The sequence below is a fragment of the Nonomuraea sp. NPDC005650 genome (assembly GCF_040605375.1).
In the GTDB taxonomy this organism is placed as follows: domain Bacteria; phylum Actinomycetota; class Actinomycetes; order Streptosporangiales; family Streptosporangiaceae; genus Nonomuraea.
Genome location: NZ_JBEXCR010000020.1, coordinates 152,034 through 170,386, shown reverse-complemented (window position 1 = coordinate 170,386; position 18,353 = coordinate 152,034). Strand labels below are relative to the sequence as shown.

The window sequence follows — 18,353 nt, the reverse complement described above, 5'->3', positions numbered from 1 at the left end:
AGCAGCACTGACTAGAAGAACAGCGACATCAGCAGCCAGACCGGCACCAGCGTCGTCACCAGCGAGTCGAGCCGGTCCATCAGACCGCCGTGGCCGGGCAGGATCGTGCCCAGGTCCTTGATGCCGAGATCCCGCTTGATCATCGACTCGATCAGGTCGCCCACGGTGGCCAGCAGCGCCGCCAGCCCGCCGATCAGCGCGCCCTGCCAGATGGCGCCGTGCATCAGCCAGACCACCAGCCACGCCCCGACGGCCGTGCACGCGATCACCGACCCGGCGAGCCCCTCCCAGGTCTTCTTCGGGCTGATCACCGTCAACTTGTGCCGGCCGAACAGCACACCCGCGAAGTAGCCGCCGATGTCACTGGCCACGGTCACCGCGATGAAGATCAGCACCCGGTGGTCGCCGTCGGGGAGCCGCAGCAGGATGGGCACGAACGCCGCGAGCATCGCGGGATAGAACAGCGTGAACAGCGAGGCCGACGCGTCCCGTACGTAACCGTCGGTCCCGGCGCTGAACATACGCCAGACCAGCAGCACCAGCGCGAACACCGCGAACGTGGCCAGCAGCCACGTCGGCCCGCCCCAGTACGCGCCCGCATGCATCGCCACCAGGCCCGCGAGCACCGGCACGGCGGGCACCTTGATGTCGCGGGTGGCGAAGGCCTTGATCAGCTCCAGCACGCCGACGCCCACGGCCCCCACGACCACCGGGAGGAACAGCTCCTTGATCGTGTAGAGCGAGCCGATGACCAGCGCGCCCAGCACCACGCCGACCGCTATCGCGGCGGGCAGGTTCCTTCCGGTACGGCTGTCGCCGCTCGAGCTGCTGCCAGCCGTACGTTCTTCCACAGAGTTTCTCCAAGAGCCACGGCCCTCGCCACTCGGGGCGAGGGCCGTTCAAGACCCACTGCCTGCGGCAACCCGCTGGACAACCCGCCACACGCGAGGGCCATTCAAGACCCGCCACCTGCGGCGACCCGCCGGACGGCCCGTCGCACGTGAAGGCCATTCAAGACCCGCCACCTGCGGCCCGCCAGACGACCCGCTGCCTGCGCGGCCCGCCGAACGGCCCGCCACAGGCGCGGACCACTGGACGCGGGCCGCCGTCGGTGTGAGCCGCTGAGCGCGGTCCGCCGTGCGGCGCGCCGCTCAGACTTCGAGCAGCTCGGCTTCCTTGTGCTTGAGCAGCTCGTCGATCTTCGCGACGTGCTTCTGGGTGAGGTCGTCGAGCTCCTTCTCGGCCCGCCTGACCTCGTCCTCCCCCGCCTCGCCATCCTTGATCATCTTGTCGAGGACTTCCTTGGCGGAGCGGCGGATGTTGCGCACCGACACCTTGGCGTGCTCGCCCTTGTTCCTGGCGACCTTGATGTACTCCTTGCGCCGCTCCTCGGAGAGCTCCGGGAACGTCACGCGGATCACCTGGCCGTCGTCGGTGGGGTTGACGCCGAGGTCGGAGTCGCGGATGGCCTTCTCGATGGCGCCCATCGAGCTCTTGTCGAAAGGCTGGATGAGAACCATGCGCGCCTCCGGCACATGGAACGACGCCAGCTGCTGGATCGGCGTCGGCGTGCCGTAGTACTCGGCGTTAATCTTGTTGAACATCGCGGGGGTGACGCGGCCCGTACGGATGGTCGCGAAGTCCTCCTTCGCGACCGAGACGGCCTTGTCCATTTTTTCCTCGGCTTCGAGGAGGGTTTCGTCGATCACAGCGGCTCCCTGTCTTCTAGCTGGCGGTGTCGGGCTCGCTCCCTCATTTGCCTGCGGGACTCACCAGCGTGCCGATTTTCTCACCGCGTACCGCTCGCAGGATGTTGCCCTCGCCCATGAGGTCGAAGACCACGATCGGCAGGTCGTTGTCCTTGCACAGGCTGATCGCGGTGGCGTCCATGACCGCGAGGTCGCGGAGCAGCACCTCGCCGTAGTCAAGGTGGTCGAACCTGACCGCATCCGGATTTTTACGTGGATCGGAGTCGTAGATCCCGTCCACCTGCGTTCCCTTGAGCAGCGCCTCCGCGCCGATCTCCAGGGCCCGCTGGGACGCCGCGGTGTCGGTGGAGAAGTACGGCGAGCCGAGCCCCGCGCCGAAGATGACCACGCGCCCCTTCTCAAGGTGCCTGATCGCGCGGCGCGGCAGGAACGGCTCGGCCACCTGCTGCATGGTGATGGCGGTCTGGACGCGCGTCTCGACGCCCCGCCGCTCAAGGAAGTCCTGCAGGGCCAGGCAGTTGATGACCGTGCCGAGCATGCCCATGTAGTCGGCTCTGGCGCGGTCGATGCCTCCTTGTGACAGGGTGGCGCCGCGGAACATGTTGCCGCCGCCGACCACGACCGCGACCTGTACGCCTTCCTTGACGGCCTCGGCGATCGAATCGGCCAGATGATCGACGATCACCGGATCGATGCCCAGCGGCTCGCTACCGGCGAACGCCTCTCCTGACAGCTTCAGCATCACCCGCTTCCATCTGAGCGGGCTGTGCGGATTTTGAGATGAGGAAGCCGCCGTCCGTGTGGATTCGTGGGCTGGCTCCCGGTGGTCCTGCACGGCGGCGGCCTCCTTCGTTCGGTGGGGCAGTCTGGGCTGTCGGCTTGTCATTTGCCTTGGCCGGCGGGCTCGCCTTGGCTGGTGGGCCCGCCTGACCGGTGGCTTGCCTAAGCCTAAGCCTGACCGACCTTGAAGCGGACAAAGGCCTGGACCTCGACGCCGTTCTCCTCGGCGTACTTGCCCACGCTCTTCTTGTTGTCCTTGACGAAGGCCTGCTGGAGGAGCGTGAAGTCCTTGTACCAGCCGTTCACGCGACCCTCGACGATCTTGCCGATGGCAGCCTCGGGCTTGCCCTCCTCGCGGGTCATCTCCTCGAAGAGCTTGCGCTCCTTGTCGACCACGTCGGCGGGGACGGAGGCGGGCTTGAGGTACTGCGGGGCCATCGCGGCGGCGTGCTGCGCGATGTCCCTGGCGACCTCGGCGTTCGGCTTGTCGAGCTGGACCAGCACGCCGACGGCCGGCGGCAGCGCCGGGTCGGTCTTGTGCATGTAAGCGCCGATGTAGCCGCCCTCGAGCACCTCGAAGCGGCGGATCTCGATCTTCTCGCCGAGCGCGGCGTTGGCGGTGTCGAGGTGCTCCTTGACGGTCTTGCCGTCGAAGGACGACTCGAGCAGCGACGCCACGTCGGCGGGCTTGGTCTCGAGGATGTGCGCCACGACCTGGGCGGCCAGTTCCTGGAAGCGCTCGCCCTTGGCCACGAAGTCGGTCTCGCAGTTGAGCTCGAGCAGCGCGGCGGCGGAGTCGCCGGCCTGCTGGAGCGCGACCAGACCGTTGGAGGCGGTACGAGCCTCGCGCTTGCCGACGTCCTTGGCACCCTTGAGGCGCAGGAGCTCGATCGCGCGGTCGAAGTCGCCCTCGGACTCCTCGAGCGCCTTCTTGCAGTCCATCATGCCGGCAGCGGTGATTTCGCGAAGCCGCTTGACATCGGCCATGTTCACGGAAGCCATTGCTCTTATTCCTTGTGGGATTTCGTCGTCGTCGTGGATCAGGTGAGCAACGGCACGCCTGCTCACCCTTGGTTCGTACGGCGGGCGCTTGCCGTACGGAAGCCTTTGTCTTGCGTCAGCCTCTGTCTTGCGTTCGGGGCCCGGCTCGCCTGGCATACTGCCCAGCCTCGCCCTGGCTTACCATCCTGGACCATCACCGGCCAGCACCAACGCCACCCGGCCCGCCCACCGCGCCCGGTTCGGGCAAACTCACCCTCCCCGGCCCGGCCGACCACCCAGGCCCGCCCTGCTACCCCGGCCTCAGCCTCAGCCTCGGTTCTGCCTCAGCCTCAGCCCGGTCACCCGCCCCAGTCTCCCGGAACGGCCCGGCTCACCACCGGCCCGGCCTGCAACCCAACCCTGGATCACAGCCCCGACCTCGGCTCACCACCTCAGCCCAACCTCGGCCTCGGCCCGCAACCTCAGTCCGGCCCCAGACCCCAACCCGGACCTCGGACCGCAACCCGGACCTCGACCTCGGACCGCAACCCGGACCTCGGCCTACAGCCTCAGCCCGCGGCCCAAAACCTCAACCAGGCCCCAGACCGCGACCAGCCAGCCTGGCTCGTGACCTAGGCCTGGCCCGGCGACCCGAACCCGGCTATCGGCCCTTACCTGGCTGGGCAGCGTCCCCGCCCGGTGATCACTCACCCGGTGAGGCGGCCGCGGCCCCTCGCTCAACCGTTCACTTCACTTGTCTGTGGCCCGTCCTTGCCCGATCACGGCAGGACCAGGAACATCCCTCGTCCTGCCGTTCACCGGAGCAAGGCGCGCACCCTACCCGGTGGACTCTTCACCCACCCGGCCGGAACGGGCCCGTACCCGGGGAACCCCGGGTACCTGAGCGCTGACGTCAGGCCTGCGGCTCGGCGTCGCCCTCGGCGGCGGCCTCAGCCTCAGGAGCAGCCTCGGCCACAGGAGCGGCCTCGGCCACGGGAGCAGCCTCGGCCGCAGGGGCGGGCGCCTCCTCAGCCACGGGGGCGGGCGCCTCGGCCTCAGCCTGCGCCTCGACCCCAGCCTCGCCGGTGCCCTGCTCGATGAGCTCGCGCTCCCACTCGGCCAGCGGCTCGGCGGCGGCCGGCTTCTCGTCACCACGGGCGGCACCGGAGCGAGCCATCAGACCGGCCGCGACACCGTCGGCGACGACCCTGGTCAGCAGGCCGACGGCGCGAATGGCGTCGTCGTTGCCCGGGATCGGGTAGTCGACCTCGTCGGGGTCGCAGTTGGTGTCGAGGATCGCGACCACAGGGATGCCAAGCTTCTTGGCCTCGCTGATCGCGATGTGCTCCTTCTTGGTGTCGACGACCCACACCGCGCTGGGCACGCGGCCCATGTCACGGATACCGCCGAGCGTGCGCTCGAGCTTGTCCTTCTCGCGACGGCGCATGAGGAGCTCCTTCTTGGTGAGCCCCGAGCCCGCAACGTTGTCGAAGTCGAGCTCCTCGAGCTCCTTCAGCCGCTGGAGCCTCTTGTGCACGGTGGAGAAGTTGGTGAGCATGCCACCCAGCCAGCGCTGGTTGACGTACGGCATCCCGACCCGGGCAGCCTGCTCGGAGATGGCCTCCTGAGCCTGCTTCTTGGTGCCGATGAACAGGATGGTGCCGCCGTGGGCCACGGTCTCCTTGACGAAGTCGTAAGCACGGTCGATGTACGAGAGCGACTTCTGCAGGTCGATGATGTAGATGCCGTTGCGCTCGGTGAAGATGAATCGCTTCATCTTCGGGTTCCAGCGCCGGGTCTGGTGACCGAAGTGAACGCCGCTCTCAAGCAGCTGTCGCATGGTGACGACGGGGGCCATGTGCTGGTCCTCCAGGTCTTGGCGCCCTGTGGAAGGGCGCGGTTCTCGGTTGTGCCGCAGCAGCGCGTCGTCTGCCGCCCTGATGCCCCGAAACCCCGCCAGCCGGGCACATGGCCCGGACCGATGGCGCGGTCCGCAGTGGGGCATGCGAAGTCGGCCTGTGGTCACAGGCCACCGAAAAGTCTACCTCCCACGCCAGCCCAGCCTGACCGTCAGCCGTCAATCAGACGTCCAGCCCGCTGCCATGAAACCCCCACCACCATGACCATCCAGGCAATCCCGCACTAAACACACCCTCCCCACCACCCCCAATCACCAACACCTGGCACGCACCACCCATCAGCTTCGACAGCCGCCACAACTCGACGCACCTCAACCATCAGCGACCGATCCCACCGCCGACCACCCCCCGCCCGCCGGGCTCGACGGCGTCGTACGCACGATGCGCCGACACTTCAGCGAGATCCGCCATGGCGCGGGAACGGCACCGCGTCGCGGCCAGGCACGGCGAGAGTACGGCGCCACCGTCACGGCCAGGCACGGCAAGAGCTTCCGGGCCCCCATCCCCACGACAGCTCAAACCGAGAGCTCTTGGGACCCCCTCCCCACGGCAGCTCAAACCGAGAGCTTCCGGGACCCCGTCCCCACGACAGCCCTGACACAGAAGGCCGCTACCACAACCACAGACCAGAGCACAGCCACACACCGGCGGCCATCACCTCAGCCAGGCTCTCCGCCCACCCCGGAAGACACCACCCACAGTTCCACGTCACCCTGCCGCATCGTGATCCTCCGTCGGCAGCCCGGGCGTCGGCCTCTGCGCGACGGGGAAGAGGTTCACCTGCACTTCGGAGACCCTGGCCCCGCTCGGCGCGGCCTTCTCATCGCGACCGGGGATGAGGTACGGCTCGACCAACTTCTCGATCGACTCGTTGAGCCGGGCCATCTCCTCGGGATCCACCCTGATCCGCATCCGACTGAACCGGGTGACATCCCGCCACTCGTCAGGCTCCCTCTCTGTGGCGGCCAGCGCGCGATCCGCCTCTTCGTTCGCCTCCCGGCGAAAGGCCAGCATCAACGTCACCTTGGCATCCCGTACGTCCGGCTGATCACCCGGCTTGACTCCGACGCTGATCCGCTTGTTCGCGCTCTTCCACAGGCGTTCCCTGCCATCACCCCGCGGCGGCGCGTCCTCCACGAACCCGTACTTGGCCAGCATGCGCAGGTGATAGCTCGCGGCACTGGGCGTAATCCCCGCGATCTCCGCCACTTCAGTGGCAGTGGCACTGCCCTCGAGACCCAGCCGATTGAGGATCATCAGGCGCGCCGGGTGGGCCAGCGCACGCATCGCCCTGGGATCACTGAGCCCCTCAGTCATGCCGCCAAGATTACCCACCCCGAGATCTGAAGCATTGCTTTCACAACTATGAAGGGATACCTTCACAGTTGTGAAGCATTCCCTTCATAACTCCATCCTGCCCCCACCAGCCAGGACACCCACCAACCACCCCAGGCCACCCCACTCGCGCCCGCAGGAGCCGCCAAGCCACCCCATGCCCGTTCGTAGGAGCCGCCGAGTCACCCAACTCCCGCTGCAGGAGCCGCGCCGCCAGGTCACCCACTCCCGCTAGAGGAGCCGCCAAGCCCCCACTCCCGCCACCAAAAGCCAACCGCCGCCTCCATGAACCACCCCCAACCCACCGCGCCCAACCCACCCACAACCACACCCCTAACCCGCGCTCCACCCCCACCCACCTCGAACGCAAGTCCCCCGTGGCACCCAGTCGATAACGCGAGCCCCACCGCCACCTCCGCACCCACCCCAATAGGAGCCCCACGTTCACCCACACCCACTGGCCCAACGTGACTCACTGCCACCCCACACCCACGCCCACCGCAGGCCCTACTTCCACCCCCTGCACCCATGTCCACCGCAGGCCCGCCCTATCACTAACCCCCGCGCACCCACGCCCGCCACGAGCCCACTCCGCACCCACCCCGAATGCCCACCCAGCCCACGCACGACGGCGACCCCGATCAACATCCCCGCCCCGGAGGCCCGGCGCCCCAGCCGACCCCACTCAGCCCGACCCCATCAGCCAGCCACCACCAAGACCCGCAGCACCATGACCGAGGATCGAATGCCTGACCACAACCTCACCCACAAGAACCGCGCACCCGACCACGCCCTCATCCCCAGCGCCAACCACATCCCCACGCACCAAACCCCCACCCACGATCACGCACCCCATGACGGCACCTCCAACGACACCGGCCCCGATCCCAGCTCCAACTCCAGCTCCGGCCCCGATCCCGGCTCCGGCTCTGGCTCCGGCTCCGGCTCCGGCCATCACACGCCCCATGACCGCAGCCCATCAGACGCCCCCACCCCACTCAGAAGGCAGCGCGACTACCGCTTCCTCTGGGCTGCCCGGACGATCTCGGTCACCGGCTCGGAGGTGTCCAAGCTGGCCATCCCCCTGACCGCGGTAACCCTGCTGACAGCCTCCCCCTCCCAGATGGGGCTGCTGACGGCCGCCGCCTCGGTGCCCGCCCTCGTGTTCGGCCTCCAGTCAGGTGCCATCGCGGACCGGCTCACCCGACACCGACCGCTCATGATCGCCTGCGAACTCGTATCGTGCGCAGCCGCCGCCACAGTCCCCGTGGCCTGGCTCCTCGGCCTCCTCAACGTCACTTGGCTGATCACCGTGGCCCTGGTGATCGGCACAGCCGGAGTGGTCTTCAAGGCAGCGAACTTCCCCTATGTGGCAGCAGTCGTCGCGCCATCCCAGCGAACCGAAGCGATGGCCGGCTTCCACGCCTCCTACTCGGTGGCCTCAGTCAGCGGCCCCAGCCTGGCCGGTCTCTTGGTTCAACTTCTTACGGCCCCGCTGGCCATACTGGCGGAAGCACTGTCGTTCCTGACCTCAGCCCTCTTGCTCCGCGCCATCCGCACCCCGGAGAAGAACGAGCCGGCGACTTCCCGAGGCATGTGGAACGACGTCGTCGAAGGCCTGCGTACCAGCGTCACCCATCCCGTACTCCGCGCCCTCCTGGGCGCGGGCGTCACGATCAACTTCTTCGCCATGGCGTACACGGCCATCTACATGCTCTACATGGTGAACACGCTCAACATCCCCAAGCCCCTGATAGGCGCCCTAATCGCCCTGAGCGGCATCGGCGGCCTGCTGGGCGCCTGGGCCACCGCCCGCCTGTCCAAGCGCTACGGCGAGAACCGCATCCTGCTCATCTCGGTGCTCTTCTTCCCCATCGAAATCCTCGCGGTAGGCCTGCTGACCGGCCCTCTGTGGTGGAAACTCTCGCTGCTCGCACTGACCGGAACGATCACAGGCGGCATCGTCGTAGCCTTCGCCACCTGCATGGGCGCCATCACCCTGCGCGAAACCACCCCCGAGCTCCGCGGCCGCGTGAATGCCACCATGACTTTCGCAGTACAGGGCGTCCTGGCCCTCGGCGGCGTGACCGGAGGCATCCTCGCCGAATTCGTAGGCCTACGCCCGGTCATCCTCATTTGCGCAGCAGGCATAGCTCTGAGCGCCATCTGGATCTGGACCTCCCCACTACGCCCACGCCTCGCGCCCCCGGCAAGCTCCAGCAGCGACCCGCCCCCATCTCAAACCATAGATTCCTTGATCACGTTCAAGCGCCACTCCCCTCGCTAACCCACTCAGCCCCTCAGACGAAGCCCCGTACGATCCCAGCCAACAAGCCCCAACAACGTCCTCAAAGGTTGGTGCACGGCAACCATCAAGCCGACGGCACCCGCGAGCGGCGCCCGACCGCCGAAGTGCCCACACCGCTGCCATTCCGAACAGCCGCGACTGGCCACCCAAGTGCCAGCCTTACGCCGCCGCAGCTCTCTGGACAACTGCCGCCTGGCCGCCCAAGCCGCAAACCACGCCGCACCCGTCCCGGACAGCCTGCGCAGGCTACGCAAGCAGCAGATCACCGAGCAGATCTCCGGCACGCTGCTTCTGCAACGCCAGGCTGGCGCTCTTCCACGAGGCGCTACGGATGTCCCCCCACCCAAGCGCCCGGCCAAGGCCGCCCCGCACATGTCCGTCATCGCTGACCTGCACGAGCTGACCAACGCTGGCCTCATCATCGCAGCTCTTCATCCCGGCCCAAGCCACCGTCCGGCCAGTTATCCACAGCCCACAAGCTCCTGACCCACCTCATCCCCAGAATCCCGTTCGCCTCCTCGCCGCCACGGCGCGTTCAACCAAACTCGCGCCCATGAACCCTCGCCCTCCCACCCCGGCAACTCGCCCACCAGCGCCAACAGCCACCGTCACACCTTCAAAGCCCCAAGGACGCCCCACCTCCTCCACCCGCCGTCCCTTCGGCATCTCCACCCTGGGCAACCTCGACCAAACCCCCCACCCCCACAGAACGCCCCACTCCCACGAGACAAGACAGAGCACCCCACCGCTCGCCCATCACTCCCCCAGGCCGGCCCAAGGCACCACCTCATCTCCAGCCCATCACCTCCTCGATCCACCCCGAGCAACCACACCACCCCGCACTCGTCAGCCCCTCACACCCCCGCAAGAACCCGGACCCCCACCCCGCACTCGCCATGCCTTCACGACCGCCCAAAGCGCCCTGATAACACTGCTCTTCACAGCCGCGATCCTTCTTCTCCCCGCTTCCCCGGCAAGAGCATCTCCGCCCACATGGCGCTGGCCGCTGGACGGACATCCCCGCATACTGCGCCGCTTCACCCCACCCCCCGAACCATGGCTCGCCGGACACCGCGGCATCGACCTGGCCGCTCCCGCATCCACCCCAGTCCTGGCGGCCGGCCCCGGCACAGTCCGCTTCGCCGGCCCCGTGGCAGGAAAGGGTGTGGTCACCATCGAGCACGAGGGCGGCCTCCGCACGACGTACCTCCCCGTCAAAGCGTCCGTACGGCGAGGCCAACCCGTCACCCCCGGATCCAGTCTCGGCGTCATAGAAGCCTCCCCAGGTCACTGTCAGGAGTCTTGCCTGCACTGGGGCCTCCGACGCGGCACGCATTACCTCAACCCCCTCCTGCTCCTGGGCCAGGCCCCCATCCGCCTCCTCCCGTTCTGGCTCGAAGACGGGACCCCGCTCTCACCTGTGGATGAGCACTCTCAGCGGAATGCGAACAAGCACCCACTCCAACCACCAGGCACCAAGATCACCAGACCGCTCATCACCCAGCCGCGAAGATCACCGACCACACTCATCCCGACACCACCACCAGCAGCGCCAAAGGTCCTGGCCACCACCCCAGTAACGCCTACCTTGATCACGCGCGCCGCCCACAGCCTGCCCTCCGACGCCACCCACAACACCTCATCGCCAACCCGTCACGATGGCACCCCAAGCCGGCGCCATCCCGCGGCAGCCACGGAATCCATCACTCCCGCCACCTCACGCCGGACGCTCCACCCCACTCCCCCCACCGCGACGGTCGACTTCCTGCCCCGCTCAGCCTCGACCACCACAACGTCCGCCATCGGCCTCGGCGCACTGCTCGGGATGGGCCTCCTGATCACAGCCCTACGCAGCCACAGACGTGCTCGAACAACGCCCCATCGCCCCCGAAGAAGAGGCCAACACCGCGCAACCACAGAAGACGAGCAACAGCCCGAGAACACCAGCACCCGGCATCGCGGTGAGAAGGACCCACAGACCAGCAGCACCACGACCACCAACGCGAAGCCCGGCCGCCACCGCAAAACCACGACCGACAGAAGTTAGAAGATCACCCAGCAACGCGTCCCACTCACCGACATACGCGCAGCCCTGTTGCCGCCACCCGCCGATCAACCATCGACGCACTCGAGTCCTCGATCTCCAACATCCCCATCAGGCCCTCGGATGCGCCTGCCGATAAGCCGCCCTGAGCCGCTCGATCGAGACATGCGTATAGATCTGCGTGGTGTTCAGAGACGCATGCCCGAGCAACTCCTGGACACTCCGTAGATCCGCACCGCCCTCAAGCAAGTGGGTCGCCGCACTGTGCCGCAGCCCATGCGGCCCCATGTCCGGAGCCCCGTCCACCTGAGCCAGCCGCTCATGTACGACCCGCCGAACGGTCCCCGAATCGATGCGACCGCCCCGTACCCCGAGAAAGAGCGCAGGCCCTGACCGTGCCCGAACCCACAGCGGCCGCCCATGAATGCACCACCTGTCCACCGCCCGCAGAGCAGGCAGCCCAAACGGCACCGCTCGTTCCTTACGCCCTTTGCCCAGAACCCGGATGACATGCCGGTCCCGATCCACGTCATCGACGTCGAGCGCACACAACTCACTCACTCGCACCCCGGTGGCGTACAGCAACTCAAGAAGAGCCTGATCTCGAAGTTCCTTGGGCTCTCCAGCCGTGGGCACCTCCAGGACGGCCTGCGCCTGCTCCTGATCGAGAACAGCAGGCAACGGCCGAGCCGCCTTCGCGCTGCCCAGCAACAACCCCGGATCGCCGGTAAGCCAGCCACGGCGGTAGCAGTAGGCGGTAAAGGTACGAACACAAGCAGTCCGCCGCGCCAGCGTGGCCCGAGCCTTCCCCGCCCGATGCTGCTCTGCCAGCCACTCCCGAAGCACCCCGATATCGAGTCCTTCCAGCCGCCCATCCACATGATCGAGCAAGGAGTTCACGTCAGTCAGATAGGCCCGCACCGTGTGCTGCGAAAGATCCCGCTCAAACCGCAAATGCCGCCCGAACTCCGCCACCACTTCTTCACGATCAACACCCCCACTCATCCCAGAACCTCCATCTCCAGAACCCTCCAACTCACTACATGCCACACACGCAGGAATACTTCGCTGCCCCACTCAAGCCCAACAACATTCCAGGAACAACCCAAACCGACCGGAGTAAGAACCTCACCGCAGCTCTCAAGCACAGGCCAAGCATCGATCTCACCAACCAACACGCCCATCCGCCACGGCCGTGAACCCACCACATCACTCCACATACGCCGAGGCGCCCTGCACGCACCACACCGCCACAGAGCACATGGCCTGCCGACGACGCAGGCAGCCCCGAAGGCCTGGCAACCGCAGAGCCCCATCGCGTCGACGTCGTCCAACGTGCGCTGACCGGAGCTTCCATACCCGACATCCCTGCCCACTGACGGCCGAGCACCGCTACCACACCCAGAATCGCCCCAGGTCAACCCATCCTGGCGCGCCGCACCATGGCACACCCGCCTGGAGCCCACTAAAGACCGCTCCACCCCCGCGCCGGGTCACCACACCCCGATCCACCCACCTTGAGCTTCCTCCGCTGGCGGCACTTGCCCTGAAGACCATCCTTGATGATCCTCAGAAAGAATGACCTCCTGGCGTTACCCACCGGCCGAGGCGAGCTTGGACGGGCCCGCTCACCAGCGGTGGGAGAAGTTCAAGGCCAAGGAGCTGGGAAATGGTGACGGCCATCGCTTGATCCCTCGAGGGCCTAAGGCGAGACCGAAGGAGAGCACAGCGATGGCCGCAGACATCAGTCTGCCGCCCGAGCAGGGATTCGCGAAGGGGATCTGGAATCGGTGACTCCGACTTTGCTGCGGTCGGCGATCAATGCCCTGACCTGCAGAGACGAATCTGCCCACGTCAGGATTTCTCAGACATCTTCGGCGTTCCGCTGACATTCATCAGTTGAAGCGTCTGCCATTCGCCCACCCGTTGAGAAACCTACCCTTCGGCCTCTGCTGTGCTCACCGACTCTCGGACGTTCGTGCGTCTCCTCCAGCGGGCCGCTGGAACGCCCAGCATGGTCGTGGTTGAGTTCGCGAGAGACGGCCAGCAGGGGTGGCGATGAGGCGGGGGCGGTTCCAGAAAGCGGTGGGTTCTGCGGCGCCCATACGCTCGCCATCGCCCGGCTGCAGGGGCATGTTCGTCTGCGTCTGCGTCTCGGCGGCTGTTGCCTGAGGTGTGGACCGAATGGATACTCGCCGCATCGGCCCCAACAGTCCTGCCCGGGCAGACAGCGGTCCTGCACACGACCACCGCCGCCCAAGCTTGGCTAGCTATCCTTGACGCTTGGATGGACCGGCGCCCAGATCCTAAGACTGTCGTATTGGGTGTTCCTTTTGAACGTCACAGCAGGCTGTCGGCGCGCTGCTGGCCGGCGTGGCGGGTCCTTCTCCGACGCCGAGGGCTCTGTGCCGATCGGGCTGCAGCTTCTCAGTCATGGCGGCCGTTGCGTTGATTCGGCCCCAGGTTGCGGGGGCGGGCGGCACCCGAGGCCCCGCCCCTTCAGCCCCGATCATCTTCAGACGTGGATTGTTGGTGCCTTAATGCCAGCCGTGCTGCTCGGGCTCGGGGAAGTCGTCGGGGAACGGGGGGTCGTCGGACGGATCGGGTTCGGGGGTGACTGGGGGTTCAAGAGCGGCGGAATCGGGAGCTTTGGGGTAGGAAGCGGTCTGTTTGCGGAGGCGCCAGCCGTTCGTGGTTCGTTCGATGTAGCCCGCGGCGGCCAGGCCGCCCAAGGCGCTCAATGTGGCATCCAGGCTTAGTCCTGCGGCGACCGCAATGGACGCAGGGCCTGCGCCGCCTCGGTTGGGGATCGCGTCGAGGACCTTTCGGGTGGGTTCGTTGAGCCTGTCTCTGGGGACTGCGGGAACTCGGGGCTGAGAGGCCAGATCCTCGCCTATGACACCGACGAGGTCGATCATCTCCTCTGGGGAGGCTACGCAGACGGCCTTGCGGTCGCGGAGGAGTTTGTGGCAGCCGGCCGACATTCCGGAAGTGACTGGGCCGGGGACTGCCGCCAGGTGTCTGTTGAGGGAGAGAGCGTGCGTGGCTGTGTTGAGGGCACCGCTGCGTAGGGCGGCCTCCACCACTACCGTTCCTCTCGACAGGGCGGCTATCAGGCGGTTTCTGATGAGGAAGCGGGCTCGGGTGGGGTGGACGCCGGGCGGGCATTCGCTGATCACGACGCCTCGATCTCTGACGGCGGCGAACAGGGCGTCGTGGCTCGCCGGGTAGCAGATGTCCACGCCGCAGGCCAGAACGACCACCGTGGGTGCGTCGGCGGCCAGGGCTCCTCGATGGGCCGCGCCGTCCACACCGTGGGCCCCGCCTGACACGACGGTCCAGCCTGACTCGCCGAGACCGACGCCGAACTCGGCTGCGATGTGAGTGCCGTACGACGTGGCGGCTCGTGCTCCCACTACCGCCACTGATTTGAGACAGGAGAAGCGCAGGTCGGCCTTGCCATGGAGCCATAGACCGAGAGGGCGGCCGGGGCCGAGCTGGTCCAGTTGGGTGGGCCATTCCGGGCTGCCGGGAATGATCAGTCGGGCTCCGGATTGTTCTCCGGTTTCGAGGTCTGCTGCTGGGTTTGCTGCTGCCAGGCGGGCGTACCAGGCGTTGAGACGAGCGGTCAGGCCGGGGGGACGATCTTGTTGGGATTCCTGGGCTCGCTTGGCTTCCTGGGCCACGAACTCTGGCGGCAGAGTGCGGGCGCGGATCGCTTCCACTGCCGATGAGGCCCCGTACTGCATCACTAGACGGCCCATGACGGGGTCGCCGACGTCGGCGGCTCTCATGAGTGCGGCTCTGGCCTCAGTTTCGCTCCCGGATGAGGTCGACGTGATGGGCGTGGTGATCGTGGTCAAGGTCGAGGTGGTGGCCAAGGTCGGGGTCGAGGTGGGGGTCGGGGTCGAGGTGGGGGTCGAGGTCGGGGTTGAGCTGCGGGCCGGGGTCGAGGTTGTCGGGGCGGTCGAGGGCGAGGTTGCGGGCGCGTCTGAGGGCGCGTGGCTTGTGCGGGTGCTAGCGCTGGGGGCGGTGCCGACGGTCCGGGCGATCGTGGTGGCTGTGGCGGGTGTGCTGGTAGAGGCCGTTTCTGTAGGTGCAGGGGCCATGTCGTCTGGAGGCGGGAATGGTGGGGCGTCTGCATGGCTTAGGTCGGGGGTGGAGGCTGGTGGTGGCGTGAGGGGCGTGTCAGCTTCTGGGGTTGAGCTGGGCATGAGGGCTCCTGGAGGGATGTGGGGTTTGGAGTGGTGGTGCAGAGCTGGGCGGGATGAGGACCTGGTCGCGGTGCGGACCCGGATGTGGTTCCGAGCTGGGCCGTGTGGAGTCGGTGCGGTGCGGGACCAGGTTGCGACGCAGGACGAGGTTGCGCTGGGGGACAGGTAAGGGCGCGGTCAGAGGGTGGATCGGAACTCGGTAAGGCGTGAGCTGGGTGCGCTACGGATGCGGCGGAGAGTCGGGGAAGTAGTGGGAGTGAGGCGGCGGCTGATGGGGATGGGGTCGACGGGCCAATGGGGCTAATGGGGAAGCGGCCCATGGTGGCGATGGGGGACCTGGTGGGAGTGCGCCCGTGGCGGCAAGGGCCAAGGGGTGGAAGCGGGCCGACGGCGGCCACGGGGGTGCGGGGCCCATGATGGCCATGTGGGACGCGGTGGAAGCGCGCTCGTAGCGGCAAGGGCCAGGCGGTGGAAGCAGGCCGACGGCGGCCACGGGGGTGCGGGGCCCATGATGGCCGTGAGGGATGTGGTGGAAGTGCGCTCGTGGCGGCAAAGGACAGACGGCGAAGCGCGCCCATGGTGGCAATGGGCAGGTGGTGGAAGTGCGCCCTTGGTGAGAATGGGGCGGGTGATGGGGGTGGGGTGCAGGTAGGGGTCTCTTTTCTTGTGGGCGTTAGGACTTCACGCCCAGCCAGAAGCTGAGGGCGGCGTTCGTTTCGTCCTGCTCTGGGGTGTCCTTGTTGGCCAGGTCGGCGAGGGTCCATGCGACGCGTACGACGCGGTCCAGGCCGCGGGCGGTGAGGGTGCCGGAGTCGAGGCAGGACGTCATGGGCTTCATGGCGTCGTTGGATGGGCGGTAGTCGGAGTGGAGCAGGGATGAGGGGATCTCGGCGTTCGTGCGCCAGGGGGTGCCGGCTAGGCGTTTGGCGGCGCGTTCGCGGGCTATGAGGACGCGTTCGGCCACCGTTTTGCTCGTTTCGACGAATTGGCGATCGGCCAGGAGTTCGCGTCTGGACGAGCGGACCACGGTGACCTTCATGTCTATGCGGTCGAGGAGTGGGCCGGAGAGTCTGCCCAGGTAACGACGCCTGATCGTGGGAGTGCATTTGCAGGTCTCCCCCTGGTCTTCGGTTTGGGCGCATGGGCAGGGGTTGGCGGCCAGGATGAGCATGAATCTGGCAGGGAAGGTGACCGAGCCTGCGGATCTCGACACCGTCACGCGGCCGGACTCCAGAGGCTGCCGGAGGGCGTCGAGCACGTGGCGGGGGAACTCCGGGGCCTCGTCCAGGAAGAGAACGCCTCTGTGGGCGAGGGAGACGGCCCCTGGGCGTACGACCGCGCTGCCACCGCCGATGATCGCGGCGGACGTCGCCGTGTGGTGAGGGCTGACGAACGGGGGTCTGCTCATCATGGGAGCGTTCGGCGGCAGAGCGCCCGCGACGGAGTGGATTGCCGTGACCTCCAGGGCGTGGTCGAGCTCCAGGTCCGGCAGGAGGGTGGGGAGGCGCTCGGCCAGCATGGTCTTGCCGGTGCCCGGCGGGCCGAGCATCCAGAGATTGTGGCCGCCTGCCGCGCACACCTCCAGGGCTCGGCGGGCGACCGGCTGGCCGACGACGTCCGCCAGGTCCACCGCCGGGTGGTCGGTGAACTTGGGTAGCTCGGCAGGCTCCTCGATCTGGGGCTCAGGTTCGTCGTCTCCCCTGCGCAGCCACTCCACGAGCTGGCGGAGGTGTGACACCGGGATCACCTTGACGTTGGGCACCAGGGCGGCCTCGGCTGAGTTCGCGGCGGGGACGACCACGGTGACGTCGCCGTGTTTGGCCGCGCCGAGGATGGAGGGCAGCACGCCGCGTACGGGTCTGATGCGGCCGTCGAGGCCCAGCTCGCCCAGGAAGAACAGCTCCGCGATGCGGTCGACCGGGATCACGCCCGCGGCGCTCAGAATGGCCACGGCTATGGCGAGGTCGAACTGGGAGCCGCGTTTGGGGAGGCTGGCCGGGAAGAGGCTGACGATGATGCGGGCGTCGGGCCAGGGGTAGCTGCTGTTGACCATGGCTGACCTGACCCGGTCTCGGGCCTCGCTGAGCGCCGTGTCGGGGAGGCCGATGAGGTGGATGCCGGCCAGGCCGTTGCCCACGTCGGCCTCGACCTCGACGGTGCGGCCTGCGACGCCGATCACGGCCACGCTGCGCGTGCGGGCCACGGCCATCTAGATCGCCCCCCGTACGTGGCTCAGGGCGAAGTCACCGGCGAAGCGTTCGAGGGCGATCACGTCCACCCGTACGGCGCCGAACGTGCGCGGCTGCGCGGCCAGCCATTTGGCCGCGAGCATCCTCAGCCTGGCCAGCTTGACCGGGCTCACGGACTCCAGGGCTGTGCCGTGGGATCTGCCCGATCGGGTTTTGACCTCGACGACGACCAGGGTGGGGCCGTCTTCGGCGATGATGTCGATCTCGCCGTGGCGGCAGCGCCAGTTGCGGTCGATTATCTTCATCCCCTTGGCCTCCAGGTAGGTCGCCGCTACCTGTTCGCCTTGTTTGCCGAGGTCTTGGTCGTGTTTCGCGGCCATGTGCCACCTCCGTCGTCGTCGGCCTGGTGTTGGTCCGGGCACCGACTTTTGCGGATGAGGGGTGGTGGGGTTGGACCGAACGGGGTTCTGGGGATGATGGGGCAGGCTGGTGTTGAGTTGTGGATAACGCGGTTGTTGATGGCGCAGTCGCAGTTGTGGATCCGGGGCTGGGCTGGGGCTCGGCCCTACCGGTCTGTGGGCGAGTGGCCCGGCCCGTGGGATGCGGGGCGGTGGCGGGAGCGCCGGGGCTGCGGGCGGGCGACTCGGCCTGTGGGGTCATGGACGCGGGGCTGCGGGCAGGCGGCCCGGTCAGTGGAGTCATGGGCGCGGGCTTGCGGGCAGGCGGGCCGGCCCATGGGGTCATGGGGCGCGGGTCTGCGGGCGGCTCGGCTCGTGGAGTCGTGGAGTCGTGGAGTCGTGGAGTCGTGGAGTCGTGGAGTCGTGGAGTCGTGGAGTCGTGGAGTCGTGGAGTCGTGGAGTCGTGGAGTCGTGGA

Annotated in this window: 13 protein-coding genes; 3 read left to right on the top strand and 10 right to left on the bottom strand. The window is 67.5% G+C overall.

Going from position 1 to position 18,353, the window contains the following annotated elements:
* Positions 1–11: 11 nt before the first annotated feature.
* The 6 genes from ABZS69_RS32755 to ABZS69_RS32730 all read right to left on the bottom strand — a co-directional run bounded on the left by ABZS69_RS32755 (position 12) and on the right by ABZS69_RS32730 (position 6,706).
* Entirely contained in the window at positions 12–851 is an 840-nt protein-coding gene (locus tag ABZS69_RS32755; RefSeq protein ID WP_355379194.1) for a phosphatidate cytidylyltransferase, read from the bottom strand.
* A 300-nt stretch (positions 852–1,151) separates the two neighbouring features.
* A complete protein-coding gene (gene frr, locus ABZS69_RS32750) occupies positions 1,152–1,709 on the bottom strand; it encodes a ribosome recycling factor (RefSeq protein ID WP_355379193.1) in 558 nt (185 codons plus the stop codon).
* Between the two features lie 43 nt (positions 1,710–1,752).
* Positions 1,753–2,451: a UMP kinase gene (gene pyrH, locus ABZS69_RS32745; RefSeq protein ID WP_219912434.1), complete on the bottom strand. Its 699-nt coding sequence runs from the start codon at positions 2,449–2,451 to the stop codon at positions 1,753–1,755.
* A gap of 206 nt (positions 2,452–2,657) precedes the next feature.
* Positions 2,658–3,491: a translation elongation factor Ts gene (gene tsf / locus ABZS69_RS32740; RefSeq protein ID WP_355379192.1), complete on the bottom strand. Its 834-nt coding sequence runs from the start codon at positions 3,489–3,491 to the stop codon at positions 2,658–2,660.
* An 892-nt stretch (positions 3,492–4,383) separates the two neighbouring features.
* Positions 4,384–5,328: a 30S ribosomal protein S2 gene (rpsB, locus tag ABZS69_RS32735; protein WP_355379191.1), complete on the bottom strand. Its 945-nt coding sequence runs from the start codon at positions 5,326–5,328 to the stop codon at positions 4,384–4,386.
* Between the two features lie 769 nt (positions 5,329–6,097).
* Positions 6,098–6,706, bottom strand: coding sequence for a winged helix-turn-helix domain-containing protein (locus ABZS69_RS32730; RefSeq protein WP_355379189.1), 609 nt, complete (start codon positions 6,704–6,706; stop codon positions 6,098–6,100).
* Between the two features lie 763 nt (positions 6,707–7,469).
* On the opposite strand from ABZS69_RS32730, the gene ABZS69_RS32725 reads away from it, so the two are divergent.
* A complete protein-coding gene (locus tag ABZS69_RS32725) occupies positions 7,470–9,011 on the top strand; it encodes an MFS transporter (RefSeq protein ID WP_355379188.1) in 1,542 nt (513 codons plus the stop codon).
* 574 nt (positions 9,012–9,585) lie between these two features.
* Complete coding sequence (locus ABZS69_RS32720) at positions 9,586–11,079, top strand: peptidoglycan DD-metalloendopeptidase family protein (RefSeq protein WP_355379186.1); 1,494 nt, start codon at positions 9,586–9,588, stop codon at positions 11,077–11,079.
* 108 nt (positions 11,080–11,187) lie between these two features.
* Here ABZS69_RS32720 and ABZS69_RS32715 read toward each other — a convergent pair whose 3' ends face one another.
* A complete protein-coding gene (locus ABZS69_RS32715; protein WP_355379185.1) occupies positions 11,188–12,081 on the bottom strand; it encodes a tyrosine recombinase XerC in 894 nt (297 codons plus the stop codon).
* Positions 12,082–13,613: 1,532 nt separating this feature from the next.
* Positions 13,614–14,870: a DNA-processing protein DprA gene (dprA, locus tag ABZS69_RS32710; protein ID WP_355379184.1), complete on the bottom strand. Its 1,257-nt coding sequence runs from the start codon at positions 14,868–14,870 to the stop codon at positions 13,614–13,616.
* On the opposite strand from dprA, the gene ABZS69_RS32705 reads away from it, so the two are divergent.
* Positions 14,869–15,459 carry a hypothetical protein gene (locus tag ABZS69_RS32705; protein WP_355379183.1) on the top strand — a complete coding sequence of 197 codons (591 nt, stop codon included), beginning with the start codon at positions 14,869–14,871 and terminating at the stop codon, positions 15,457–15,459. The two genes, dprA and ABZS69_RS32705, sit on opposite strands and share 2 nt — an antisense overlap.
* Before the next feature lie 504 nt (positions 15,460–15,963).
* Here ABZS69_RS32705 and ABZS69_RS32700 read toward each other — a convergent pair.
* Together ABZS69_RS32700 and ABZS69_RS32695 are read right to left on the bottom strand one after the other, a co-directional pair.
* Complete coding sequence (locus tag ABZS69_RS32700; protein ID WP_355379182.1) at positions 15,964–17,499, bottom strand: YifB family Mg chelatase-like AAA ATPase; 1,536 nt, start codon at positions 17,497–17,499, stop codon at positions 15,964–15,966.
* Positions 17,500–17,859 (bottom strand): YraN family protein, encoded by a 360-nt coding sequence (locus ABZS69_RS32695; protein WP_355379181.1) that lies wholly within the window; start codon positions 17,857–17,859, stop codon positions 17,500–17,502.
* Positions 17,860–18,353 lie beyond the last annotated feature (494 nt).